The organism is Streptomyces sp. NBC_00459 (assembly GCF_036013955.1).
Lineage (GTDB): Bacteria > Actinomycetota > Actinomycetes > Streptomycetales > Streptomycetaceae > Streptomyces.
The window spans coordinates 5446440-5458948 of sequence record NZ_CP107903.1 but is presented as its reverse complement, the minus strand read 5'-3'; the positions used below and the strand labels follow the sequence as shown (position 1 = coordinate 5458948).

General features: G+C 67.4%; 10 protein-coding genes and 1 pseudogene. 6 read left to right on the top strand and 5 right to left on the bottom strand.

What is annotated here, in order from left to right:
• Positions 1 to 4 precede the first annotated feature (4 nt).
• Both OHN74_RS24100 and OHN74_RS24095 read right to left on the bottom strand, forming a co-directional pair.
• Positions 5 to 1339, bottom strand: coding sequence for an MFS transporter (locus OHN74_RS24100; RefSeq protein ID WP_327696641.1), 1335 nt, complete (start codon positions 1337 to 1339; stop codon positions 5 to 7).
• A 380-nt stretch (positions 1340 to 1719) separates the two neighbouring features.
• Positions 1720 to 2157: a MarR family winged helix-turn-helix transcriptional regulator gene (locus tag OHN74_RS24095; protein WP_319095470.1), complete on the bottom strand. Its 438-nt coding sequence runs from the start codon at positions 2155 to 2157 to the stop codon at positions 1720 to 1722.
• A gap of 155 nt (positions 2158 to 2312) precedes the next feature.
• Between OHN74_RS24095 and OHN74_RS24090 the strand changes: the two genes are divergently transcribed.
• On the top strand, positions 2313 to 2495 hold the full coding sequence (locus tag OHN74_RS24090) for a ribbon-helix-helix protein, CopG family (RefSeq protein WP_319095471.1): 183 nt from the start codon (positions 2313 to 2315) through the stop codon (positions 2493 to 2495).
• A 40-nt stretch (positions 2496 to 2535) separates the two neighbouring features.
• Here OHN74_RS24090 and OHN74_RS24085 read toward each other — a convergent pair whose 3' ends face one another.
• Positions 2536 to 3966: an NCS2 family permease gene (locus OHN74_RS24085; RefSeq protein ID WP_327696640.1), complete on the bottom strand. Its 1431-nt coding sequence runs from the start codon at positions 3964 to 3966 to the stop codon at positions 2536 to 2538.
• A 190-nt stretch (positions 3967 to 4156) separates the two neighbouring features.
• On the opposite strand from OHN74_RS24085, the gene OHN74_RS24080 reads away from it, so the two are divergent.
• Positions 4157 to 4405, top strand: a complete 249-nt coding sequence (locus tag OHN74_RS24080; protein ID WP_327696639.1) for a DUF2530 domain-containing protein — start codon at positions 4157 to 4159, stop codon at positions 4403 to 4405.
• Positions 4406 to 4681: 276 nt separating this feature from the next.
• Positions 4682 to 7126 carry an HAD-IC family P-type ATPase gene (locus OHN74_RS24075; protein WP_327696638.1) on the top strand — a complete coding sequence of 815 codons (2445 nt, stop codon included), beginning with the start codon at positions 4682 to 4684 and terminating at the stop codon, positions 7124 to 7126.
• 15 nt (positions 7127 to 7141) lie between these two features.
• On the opposite strand, the gene OHN74_RS24070 is transcribed toward OHN74_RS24075, so the two are convergent.
• Together OHN74_RS24070 and OHN74_RS24065 are read right to left on the bottom strand one after the other, a co-directional pair.
• Positions 7142 to 8071, bottom strand: a complete 930-nt coding sequence (locus OHN74_RS24070) for a hypothetical protein (RefSeq protein ID WP_327696637.1) — start codon at positions 8069 to 8071, stop codon at positions 7142 to 7144.
• A gap of 570 nt (positions 8072 to 8641) precedes the next feature.
• The gene (locus OHN74_RS24065) at positions 8642 to 9574 is read right to left on the bottom strand and encodes a hypothetical protein (RefSeq protein WP_327696636.1); all 933 of its coding nucleotides are present in this window, start codon (positions 9572 to 9574) and stop codon (positions 8642 to 8644) included.
• Between the two features lie 612 nt (positions 9575 to 10186).
• Here OHN74_RS24065 and OHN74_RS24060 point away from each other — a divergent pair.
• The 3 genes and pseudogenes from OHN74_RS24060 to OHN74_RS24050 form a co-directional block, all read left to right on the top strand.
• A pseudogene (locus tag OHN74_RS24060) lies at positions 10187 to 10467 on the top strand (cation-translocating P-type ATPase); the annotation flags it as partial.
• A 286-nt stretch (positions 10468 to 10753) separates the two neighbouring features.
• A complete protein-coding gene (locus OHN74_RS24055; protein WP_327696635.1) occupies positions 10754 to 11371 on the top strand; it encodes a hypothetical protein in 618 nt (205 codons plus the stop codon).
• A 27-nt stretch (positions 11372 to 11398) separates the two neighbouring features.
• The gene (locus tag OHN74_RS24050) at positions 11399 to 12445 is read left to right on the top strand and encodes a hypothetical protein (protein WP_327696634.1); all 1047 of its coding nucleotides are present in this window, start codon (positions 11399 to 11401) and stop codon (positions 12443 to 12445) included.
• Positions 12446 to 12509: the final 64 nt, after the last annotated feature.

The window sequence follows — 12509 nt, the reverse complement described above, 5'->3', positions numbered from 1 at the left end:
GTACTCACGCCACGGAGGTCACCGTCTCCCGCCGGCCCTCGTCCTGCACTTCTTGCACGTCCTGCGCATCTTTCGCGTCCTGCTCTGCTTCTTCCCGCCGCTTGACGAGGCTGACGCGCGGATGTCCGGAGTTCCAGTCGGCGGAGACCTTCAGGCCACCCACCCGGGCCAGGACCAGGCCGACCGTCAGGGCGGCGGCCGTCGCGACGATGCCGCCGAAGGCGAGGCCGACCCGGGGGCCGTACGCGTCCGTGATCCAGCCGACCACCGGTGCGCCCAGCGGCGTACCGCCCATGAAGACCATCATGAACAGGGCCATGACCCGGCCGCGCATGGCCGGGTCGGTGGCCATCTGGACCGAGGTGTTCGCGGTGACGTTGACCGTGAGGCCGGCGATCCCGATCGGCACCATCAGCAGCGCGAACAGCCACAGGGACGGGGCGATCGCGGCCACGATCTCCAGCGCGCCGAAGGCCACGGCCGCCGCGACGAGGACGCGCAGCCTCGCCGTACCGCGCCGGGCGGCGAGCAGGGCGCCGGCCAGTGAGCCGACCGCCATCAGGGTGTTGAAGAGGCTGTACGCGCCGGCGCCCGCGTGGAAGACATCGTCCGCGTAGGCCGAGAGGACGACCGGGAAGTTGAAGCCGAAGGTGCCGATGAACCCGACGAGGACGATCGGCCAGACCAGCTCGGGCCGCCCGGCGACATAGTGCAAGCCCTCGCGCAGTTGCCCCTTGGCGCGCGGCGCCCGCTCCACGGCGCGCAGTTCGCGGCCGCGCATGAGCAGCAGGGCGGCGATGGGGGCGACGAAGGACAGTCCGTTGACGAGGAAGGCCCAGCCCGTGCCTACGCCGGTGATCATCACACCGGCGACGGCGGGTCCGACGAGGCGCGCGGACTGGAAGTTCGCGGAGTTGAGGCTCACGGCGTTCTGGAGCTGTCCGGGCTCGACCATCTCGGACACGAAGGACTGCCGGGCCGGGTTGTCGACGACCGTGGCGAGACCGACGGCGAAGGCGGCGAGGTAGACGTGCCAGACCTCGACGCCACCCGTGAGGGTCAGTGCGGCGAGCGCGAGGCCGGTGACGGCCATCATCGTCTGCGTGACGAGCAGCGTGGGCCGCTTGGGCAGCCGGTCGACGAGGACACCGCCGTACAGACCGAAGAGGAGCATCGGCAGGAACTGAAGCGCCGTCGTGATGCCGACGGCGGTCGACGAGCCGGTGAGGCTGAGAACCAGCCAGTCCTGGGCGATGCGCTGCATCCAGGTGCCGATGTTGGAGACGACCTGGCCGAGGAAGAAGAGGCGGTAGTTCCGGACCTTCAGCGAACTGAACATCGCGGCGCGGGAGCCGGCGCGGGGGGACTCCGCCCCGTCGGAAGGCGCGGGGAGACCGGCAGACGGCTCCGGGGAATCAGCGGGCGCGGGGCGCCCGACGGATGCGGAGGATGCGACGGTCACGACGGGCGTCACGGGTGCGGCGGGCGTCACGGGTACGGAGGAAGCCACGGGCGCCACGGGATTCGTGGGAATCACCGGCGCGGTGGAAGTGACAGGCACCGCGGAAGTCACCGGCGCGGTGGAAGGAACAAGTACCGCAGGAGTCACGGGCGCGGTGGGACGGGGAGCGGGCTGGGGGTCGTGGGTGGCTGGTGCGGGTGCGGAGTCTGCTCCGGTTCCCGAACTCAAAGGTAATCGCCTCCTTGCTGGGTCCTGCTTTACAGATGCGCGAGCTTCTCCAGTACGGGGGCGGCGGCGCGCAGTTTGGCCCACTCGTCCTCGTCCAGGTCCTCGACCAGACCGGCCAGCCAGGCGTTCCGCCTGCGGCGGCTCTCTTCGAGCATCGCCTCGGCCGTCTCGGTCTGGGTGACGACCTTCTGGCGCCGATCCTCGGGATGCGGCTCCAGCCGGACCAGGCCCTTGCCTTCCAGCAACGCGACGATACGAGTCATGGAGGGCGGCTGCACATGCTCCTTGCGGGCCAGCTCGCCCGGCGTGGCCGAGCCGCAGCGGGCAAGGGTGCCCAGCACCGACATCTCGGTGGGGCTCAGCGACTCGTCGACGCGCTGGTGCTTGAGTCGGCGCGAGAGGCGCATCACGGCGGAGCGCAGTGAGTTCACAGCGGCAGCGTCGTCGCCATGGGTTAGGTCCGGCATGTTCTTTAGCCTAACTCATTACTCTGACTAAAGACCACTCGCGACGCGCCGAATCGCCCGTGACAAGGGCCACTGAACCTCCACATCACCCGTACGAGTGAATCGACAGCAAAAAGCCCCCCGCCGCCCCGCATCGGCCCGCGACCCTCGTCTCCATGGGGACCAACGTGCTCAGCCTGCGGATAGACGGGGAGCTGCTCGACCGGCTCCGGGACCATGCGGCGAAACGGGGAATGAGCGTTCAGGACTACGTGGTCCAGACGCTCATCCGGAACGACTTCGACGAGCGGTTCCAGAGCGCGGTCGAGGAGACGGAGAGGTTCTACGGGGTGCCGTGAGACACCCCGCAGGACACGGTCGGTCGGGGGTAGTCGCAGGTCAGAGCAGGCCCAGGGCCGGCATCAGGTAGTAGAACCCGAAGACGGCGGCGACGACGTACATGGCGACCGGGATCTCGCGCCCGCGACCGGCCGCCAGCCGCAGCACCACGAAGGTGATGAAGCCCATGCCGATGCCGTTGGTGATCGAGTAGGTGAAGGGCATCATCACCATCGTCACGAAGGCCGGGACGGCGATGGTGTGGTCGGCCCAGTCGATCTCCCTGACCGAGCCGGCCAGGATCAGGAAACCGACGGCGAGCAGGGCCGGGGTCGCCGCCTGGGAGGGCACCATCGTGGCGACGGGGGTCAGGAACAGCGCGACGACGAAGAGCGAACCGGTGACGACGTTCGCGAACCCGGTGCGGGCCCCCTCCCCCACCCCGGCGGTGGACTCGACGAAGCAGGTGGTGGCGGAGGAGGAGCTGGCGCCACCGGCGGCGACGGCGATGCCGTCCACGAAGAGCACCTTGTTGATGCCGGGCATGTTGCCCTGGGCGTCGGTCAGTCCGGCCTCGTCGCTGACGCCCATGATCGTGCCCATCGCGTCGAAGAAGCACGAGAGCAGGACGGTGAAGACGAAGAGGGTGCCGGTCAGCACGCCGACCTTGTCGAACCCGCCGAAGAGACTGACCTTGCCGATGAGCCCGAAGTCGGGGCTGGCGACCGGATTGCCGGGCCACTTGGGTGTGGTGAGCCCCCAGGAGGGCACGGTCGCGACCGCGTTGATGACAACGGCCAGCACGGTCATGGCGACGATCGAGATCAGGATCGCGCCGGGCACCTTGCGGGTGATCAGCGCGAGGGTGAGCAGGACACCCAGGACGAAGACGAGTACCGGCCAGCCGTCGAGACGACCGTCCCCGCCGAGCTGCAGCGGCACGGTGGTATGCGCTGCGTCCGGGATCCGGGTCACGAACCCGGAGTCGACGAGCCCGATCAGCATGATGAACAGCCCGATGCCGATCGCGATGCCCTTGCGCAGCCCGAGCGGCACGGCGTTCATGACGCGCTCACGAAGCCCCGTGGCGACGAGCAGCATCACGATGAACCCGGCGAGTACGACCATTCCCATGGCGTCCGGCCAGGACATGCGCGGTGCGAGCTGGAGCGCGACGACGGTGTTGACCCCGAGTCCGGCCGCGAGCGCGATGGGCACGTTGCCGACGACGCCCATGAGCAGCGTGGTGAAGGCGGCGGTCACGGCGGTGGCGGTGACCAGCTGGCCGTTGTCGAGCTGATGGCCGTACATGTCCTTGGCGCTGCCGAGGATGATCGGGTTCAGCACGATGATGTAGGCCATCGCGAAGAAGGTGGCGAACCCGCCGCGGACCTCACGGGACAGCGTGCTGCCCCGCTCCGAGATCTTGAAATGGCGGTCGAGGGCACCGGGGGCCCGGGAGGGAGCCTTGGCAGGGGCCGAGGTGGACATGTAGAGCTCGTGTTTCTGTTGGCGTGTTGGAGATTCATACGAAAGAAAAGAGCCAGGCTCAAGTCGTTTCAGTATGAACATATGAGGTCGGAATGGCCATCTCCGCGCGTAGACCCTTGCAGTACAAGAGCCGACCAAGGGAGCCATGGGCGTGCGGAGCACCCGCCGGGCAGCCTCGTAAGCTGTGCGCATGGCGAAGTGGACACCGAAGCACGAGGCGCCGGAGCCCCTGGAGGGTCCCGTCGTCGCCACCATCACAGGCCTCACCACCCTCTGGTTCGTCCTCTTCCTGGCCCAGCTCCCCTTCTACGGCTGGTACGAGGACCACAACCACGAGTGGTGGATCTGGACGTGCCTCGCGGGCACGGGCCTGGGCCTGATCGGCATCTGGTACGTCCGGGGGCGGGACGCGGCGATCAAGAGGACGCGGTCGGAGTAGGCATTTCAGTCCGGGCCGGCACCATCCGGCCCGTCCGGCGCTTGAGGACGAGGCCCCTCCAGGGCCGAAGCGGGGGTCTGGGGGCGCAGCCCCCGGGGACGGGACGGGCAAGGGCGGCGGGGGCGAACCCAACCCACCGCCACCCCCACCCGCCGACCCCCTACGCACCTCCGACTACAACCACCGCACCACTCCTCACCCCACCCCTCCTCCCCAGGTCGGATCTTTGCCCCACTCACCGGGTGAAGCCCCAAATCCGCACGTACCGTCGAACACATGACGCACATCGACGCCGGCGCCGAACTCGATCCAGTGCACCCCGTCCCGCTCCCCGGCGCCGCGCCGGGCACCCCGGCCGACGGAGGCGCACCAGGCGAGGGCCGCCCCCGCGCCCAGGGCCTCACCGCCACCGAGGTCGCCGACCGCGTCGCCCGCGGCGAGATCAACGACATCCCGGTACGCAGCAGCCGCAGCATCGCCGAGATCGTCCGTGCCAACGTCTTCACCCGGTTCAACGCGATCATCGGCGTGCTCTGGCTGATCACGATGTTCGTCGCCCCGTTCCAGGACACCCTGTTCGGCTACGTCATCCTCGCCAACACCGGCATCGGCATCATCCAGGAGTGGCGGGCGAAGAAGACCCTCGACTCCCTCGCCGTGATCGGCGAGGCCAGGCCGACGGTCCGACGCGACGGCGTCGCCACAGCGGTGAGCACCTCCGACATCGTCCTCGGGGACCTCATCGAGATCGGCCCCGGCGACAAGATCGTCGTGGACGGGGAGTGCGTCGAGGCCGACGGCCTGGAGATCGACGAGTCGCTGCTCACCGGTGAGGCCGACCCCGTCGTCAAACAGCCCGGCGACCCGGTCATGTCGGGCAGTTTCGTCGTCGCGGGCGGCGGCGCCTTCACGGCCACGAAGGTCGGGCGCGAGGCGTACGCGGCCCAACTCGCCGAAGAGGCCTCACGTTTCACGCTCGTCCACTCGGAACTCCGTACCGGAATCTCGACGATCCTCAAGTACGTGACCTGGATGATGCTGCCGGCCGCGATCGGCCTGTGCATCACCCAACTGGTCGTCAAGGACAACGACTTGAAGGACTCGATCGCCCGCACGGTGGGCGGCATCGTCCCGATGGTCCCGGAGGGGCTGGTCCTTCTCACCTCCGTCGCCTTCGCGATCGGTGTCATCCGGCTCGGCCGACAGCAGTGCCTCGTACAGGAGTTGCCCGCGATCGAGGGCCTCGCGCGCGTCGACACGGTCTGCCTGGACAAGACGGGCACGCTGACCGAGGGCGGCATGGACGTGACCGAGCTGCGCTCCCTGGGCGGCAGCGACGAGACCTACGTACGGCGGGTCCTGGGTGCGCTCGGCGAGTCCGACCCCCGCCCGAACGCCTCCCTCCAGGCCATCATCGACGCCTATCCGGACAGCGAGGACTGGCGCTGCACCGAGTCGCTGCCGTTTTCCTCGGCGCGCAAGTACAGCGGCGCGTCGTTCAGTGAGGGCAACGGGGAGACGAGCACCTGGCTGCTGGGCGCCCCGGACGTACTGCTGTCCTCCGCGGACCCGGCCCTCTCCGAGACGGACCGCCTCAACCAGGCCGGCCTGCGCGTCCTCCTCCTCACCCGCACCACCCGCGAACTCGACCACCCGGAGGTGGCCACCGGTACGACCCCCACCGCCCTGGTCGTCCTGGAGCAGCGTCTGCGCCCCGACGCGGCGGACACGCTTCGCTACTTCGCCGAGCAGGACGTCGACGCGAAGGTCATCTCGGGCGACAACGCGGTGTCCGTGGGCGCGGTGGCCGGCAAACTGGGCCTGACCGGCTCGACGGTGGACGCCCGCCAACTCCCCTCTTCCCAGGACGACATGGCGAAGGCGCTCGACGAGGGGACGGTCTTCGGCCGGGTCACCCCGCAGCAGAAGCGGGACATGGTGGGCGCGTTGCAGTCACGCGGGCACACGGTGGCGATGACGGGCGACGGCGTGAACGACGTACTGGCCCTGAAGGACGCCGACATCGGCGTGGCCATGGGATCGGGCTCGGAGGCGACACGGGCCGTGGCCCAGATCGTCCTCCTCAACAACAGCTTCGCGACACTGCCGTCGGTGGTGGCGGAGGGCCGCAGGGTCATCGGCAACATCACACGCGTGGCGACCCTGTTCCTCGTGAAGACGGTCTACTCGGTGCTCCTGGCCGTCCTGGTGGTCTGCTTCCAGGTCGAATACCCGTTCCTCCCACGCCACTTGACCCTGCTCTCCACCCTGACGATCGGCGTCCCGGCCTTCTTCCTGGCCCTGGCCCCCAACAAGGAACGCGCGAAACCCCACTTCGTACGGCGGGTCATGCGCTACTCGATCCCGGGCGGCCTGCTGGCGGGGGTGGCAACCTTCGCCAGCTACCTGATTGCCCGTCACTACTACACGGGCGAGGGCGCGTTGGACGCGGAGACGAGTGCCGCGACCCTCACCCTGTTCCTGATCTCCATGTGGGTGCTGGCGATCATCGCCCGCCCCTACACCTGGTGGCGGATCGTCCTGGTGGCATCGATGGGCGCGGGATTCCTGGTGGTACTCGTCGTGCCGCAGCTCCAGGAGTTCTTCGCGCTGAGGCTGGTGGGCACGACGATGCCGTGGATCGCGGTGGGTATCGCGGCGGTGGCGGCGGCCACCCTGGAGATCCTGTGGAGGTGGGTGGACCGCCGCTTCCCGGCATGAGCCTTACACCGAGGTTTACTTCACGTCGATGAAGTCCGCGGCGGCGCTCGCGCCCACGGTGGTCGTGGTACCCGCGAAGACGTACCGGAAGAAACCGTCGGCGGTCGCCTTGACGGTGGTCTTCAGGTCACCCTTGGTGGTCGTCTTGATGGTCTTGACGACGGTGTAGGTGCTGGTCCCGTTCTTGCGGAACTGGAGCTGCACCGGCTGGGTCGCGTACCCGGTGTAGTTGGGCCCGTCCCAGTTGGCGCGGGTCAGCTTGCCGGTGACCGTGATGGTCTTGCCCTTGACGACCGGCTCCGGGGTGGCGTTGACCGTCAGCTTGGAGACGCGGCGGACGGTGGTGGTGCCGAGGTCGCCCTGCTGGGCGATGCCGACCTTGGAGGGGTCGAAGTCCTCGCCCTCGGGGTCCTGCCCGTTGAAGGCGATGGCCAGGGCGCCGGCCGTCCAGCGGGCACCGGCGTCGGTGTTGGTCAGGTCGCCCTCACCGGGGTAGATGTCGAGGTTGGCCTTGCAGTTGGCGGTCGTCGTGGACGTCTCGGTGCAGGTGCCGGCCTTCTCACCGAAGATCACGTTCTCCGGCTTCGTGAAGTCGCCCCGGTACAGGTACGGGCCACTGTCGAAGTCGGAGGCCTTGATGTTGACCTCGGTGCCGTGGGTCAGCGTGTAGGTGACCGGAACGACGAGGTGACCGCCGGCGCCGGCGTTGATCGACTTGGCGACCTTGAAGTTGGAGAAGGAGACGTTCAGCTTGGACGGCTCGGCGGCGGCGACCGGCGAGGTGATGAACGCGGTCTTGCCGCTGGCGCCCAGGATCTTCGCGACGGTCGCGCGGTAGGCGGAGTCGCCCCCGGAAGCGTGGACATCGGCCTGTGCGGCCGGCACGGCGAGAGCGGAGAGGGCCAGGGCGCCGGAGACGGCGGCCACGGTGGCACGTATACGCATGCGTGTTCCCCACATGGAGAAGGGACCCGGCGACGATCGCGCGCATGGCGCGCGCCCACCCCGGGGCCCAGGTGATCGTGGAGCCTGATGGCCCCCATGATCAGATTCGTGACGGGAGCGGTTGGTTGTGCGGAGGGGACGTAATTTTGCGCACGTCTTACACATGGGCCCGCCGCCGGCCCCGGGAACACGGGGGCCGACGACGGTTGCACACACTTCGCCCGACCAGCAGACGATTTGGAACACTTAACACCTGTACGGGACCTACCGCGCCGGGCCTGCCGCTCGCCGGGCACCGCGCGGGCCGGGCCGCGTCCGCGTGGGTGCGGTCAGTCGATCGCGCGCACCACCAGCCGTACGACTCCCATGACTCCTCGCCCGATCCACCCGAGCAGTCCTGTCTCCACAGCCAGCTCGGCAGCGTCCGCGGCCGTGTCACCCCGCTCCGACCGGGAAGGGCACCGGGAACAGGAACGGGGCCAACGGCGCTTTCCCGCACCGCACTTCCGACACACCGCCATAACCTCGTCCCCTCCCTGGCTCCGTTTACTTCACGCCAAACTCAGCGTCCTACTTCACGTCGATGAAGTCGGGCGCGGCACCGAGGGCGCCGGTGGTCGCCGTCCCCGTGAAGACGTACCGGAAGTACCCGTCGGCGGTCGCCTTGACGGTGGTCTTCAGGTCGCCCTTGGTGGTCGTCTTGATGGTCTTGACGACGGTGTAGGCGCTGGTCCCGTTCTTACGGAACTGCAACTGCACCGGCTGACCGGCGTACCCGGTGTAGTTGGCGCCGTCCCAGTTGGCGCGGGTCAGCTTGCCGGTGACGGTGATGGTCTTGCCCTTGACGACCGGCTCGGGCGTGGCGTTGACCGTCAGCTTCGCGGCGCGCAGGAGGCTGGGGCCGGCGATGAGGTCCTTCTCCACGACGCCGACCTTGGTGGCGTCGAAGTCGTCGCTGCCGAGGTCCTGACCGTTCCAGGCTTCGGCGTACGCGAACGCCTTCCACTTTCCGGCGGTCTCGTTGAAGAGGTCCCGGGTCGGGTGGATCACGATGGACTGGGTGCAGTTGGCGACGGTCGTCGACTTGGCCGTGCAGTGGGCCCAGTCGTCACCGAACAGCCCGAAGTCGGAATCGACGTACGTGGCGCCGTAGTACAGCTCGACGTCGGTGAAGAAGTCCTCGGCGGTGATGTCGACATCGGCACCGTGGGTCAGCGTGTAGGTGATCGGCACGGTGATCGTGCCGGTGATGCCCGCCACGATCGCCTTGCCATTGTTGATCTTGATGTTGGAGAAGGAGGCGTTCAGGGCGTACGGCACGCCGGGATCGTCAGCGGCGGCCGAGGTACTGAACGCGGACTTGCCGGAGTCGGCCCGGCCGGCCGCAAGGACCTTGGCGGCGTCGGCCCGGGACACCGAGCTGTCGGCCTGCGCGGCCGGCACGGCAAGGGCGGAGAGGGCCAGGGCGCCGGAGACGGCGGCCACGGTGGCACGTATACGCATGCGTTTCCCCAAGTGGAGAAAGGGGGCCCGATGATGGTCGTCCTCGCGGGTTGTCGTCACACCGGGGGCCCAAGTGATCGTTGAGTCAGTTGACCCGCATGCTCAGATTCACGAGGGGCGGGAATGGTTGTACGGGTGGTGCAGATTTCTGTACCACTCTGCACATGAGGTCCAGCACCATGATGCCCACTTGTGGTTTGTCCCGTACGGAACGCCGTTCCGTACGGGACAAACCACAAGTCGAATACTCACGACGGGCGGCCCTACACGGATGGCCACACAGTTCGGCTCACTGCCAGTCCACCATTGCCGGCGCCGACATAGAGCAGCAGGTCGCCAGCAGTACGCATGGCAGCAATGCCGACCTTGCCAGCGCGCCGTTGAAGCCGCCGTCCAGGACGAGGCGTCCACTCGTCCACGTCCTATAGGGCCACGTGGAGCGAGGCTGGCCGAAGGAACCGTCAGTCTTGCCCAGGTAGAGATATACAACGCGCCATCGGCGGAGACAGCTGCGATGTCATCCCCACCGTCCCCGTTGAAGTCAGCCGTGACGATGCGCTTCTTCTTCACACCGCCGCCGACGCGGCAGTGGAGGCCACTTGCCAAGCGGGCCACTCCAGCGCCGCCACCTTGGACGCGGTGACGAGCGCCGCACCGCTGACGCTCTTCCTGATCTCGATGTGGGTACTGGCGATCGTCGCCCGACCCTACACATGCTGGCGGATCGTCCTGGTCGCCACCAGAGGCGGGACGTTCTGCTGATGCTCGTCGCGCCGTGGCTGCAGAACCTCTTCGCGCCGAAGCTGGTCGGGGTGACGATGCCACGGATCGCGATGAGGACCGCGGCGGTTGCGGCGGCCGCCCTGGAGTTCACGTGGAAGTGGGTCGCCCGGCCGCTTACCGGCGTAAGCGTTGCGGCCGAACTTCGACTGCAGCGCTTGTGGCCAGTCGTGCAGCTCCACTCACCCCTGAAGGGGTGCATTTCGGCGACATCATCCTTGATCTCTCCATATATCCATTACTGAATGCACACATTCGGCCATTCCATGATCACTATCAGTCAAATGAGATTTGCTCAGCTTTCGACCATTGAACGATCACCTAAGATCCACTTTCCGCTGACGTTCATCGGAACTTCCTATGAGCTGCACAGTCGGCGGACAGACAGGGGGAGAACGAGTGGCGATCAAACGGAAGACGATCTTCGCCATCGGAGCTGCGACTACAGCTCTGGTCGCAACCGCCACGGTCGTTCAGGCGGCCTACACCGACAACATGTATCCGACCGCCAACTACAGCCCGACCTGCCGGGACGGCGACATGGGCGACACCTTTTGCCAGACCGACAACAAGACGCTGACGGTCTACAGAGAGGGCAGTCTGACCTCAGCTGAGAAGAACACCATCGCGCGTGCGGTAAAGGACTACTACGGGCCGACCGACCTCACGGTGAAGATCGAGTCCAGAGGCGTCTACGCCGGCGGCGCCGAGACGGACGTCATCTACAAGGCGAAGACCCTGGCGAGGGGGAAGATCGGCATCACCTGGTGCGACGATGCCGTCACCTCACGGAAGTGCGACCAGCACTACATCGCTTTCAACAAGGACCATCACAGCATCGGCGCGGTCAACAAGTCGGACGCCTGCCACGAGACCGGCCACGCCGTCGGTCTGACGCACGGCCCCAACGGCAGCCCCGCCAAGGATATTGACGACGACCGGCTCGGCTGTATGTCGTACAACGACGTCTACGGACTCGGCGCAAGCAACAAAGAGAACATCAACTCGACTTACTGAAGTCCGATCCGGGGGGATCTCGTGGCAATGACCACAAGAACGAAAATCACGGGGGCTGTGCTGGGCGCTGTCCTGGCCGGTTCCGCCGCACTCGTGCCATTCGTCGACGATGCGCGCGGGCAGCACGAGAGCCGGGCAAACGACATCCTCATCGCCGAGTCGAAGGACGCCATACCCTCGACCACCGGCACCGACTGGGTGTCGTACGGCGACCACGCCGCAGTCGTTCAGGTGACGGCCGAGCATGAAATGCCGGCCGACGAGGAGGAGATCGCAGCCGGCGAGGGGTATCTGTCGCGGACGGTCGACCTTGATGTCAAGGAACGTGTGTGGTCTCGCGCCGGGGTCACGGCTCTGCCGAGCACGCTGACCATCGTCGCGGACGGCTGGTCGTTCAAGGGAGACACAAAGACCCGGGTGGGGTCGCACGAGGCCTCGCGGCTCGAAGTCGGACACAACTACCTGGTCTCGCTCGCCCACTTCTCCGATGGCGAGTGGTCGACGTTGGGTACCGGCGGTATCCTTCCCTACGACAACAGCGAAATCGGGCAGGGCGAGTACGAGGGCAGCACCGTCTCCGCCACCGCATACCGCGCGGTGCTAAAGGCAAAGCTGGTTTCCGGCTCCGAGGAACCCCTTGCCTACCGGGCCGCCGCCAGCAAGGCGAGCAGTGTCAAAACGTTCCTGACGAACGCAACGCCCGACCCGACCGCCGCGGCGAACTACAACCTCGACGCGGTGGCCCGAGCCAAGCTGGTGTACAAGGCCGCGTTGGCGGCCGCGAGGGCAAAGGACACCTTCTGCAGCGTGGCTGCGCCACTCGCGACCGCGGCTGGGAGCAAGTACACGCCCGGTGAGCTCTCCGACATCCTCGTGGACCTCGCGGGCATGTCCGACACATCGGCCGAGAAATGGAACCTGACGCTCTACGCTGCGCAGCTGCGCAGCGACACGGGCAGCGCGACGACCTGGACCGGGAGTGGGCAGCGCGGGCGCTCGGCGACCCAGATCGAGCAGGCATGCACCATCGACGTGGGCAACCTCCTGCCCAACGACACGGGCGACACCGAGTGAACACCACCGGCTGACGGCACAGCAGCCGCCTGACCCGGGGTTGCACCACCCGCGCTGAGCCGTG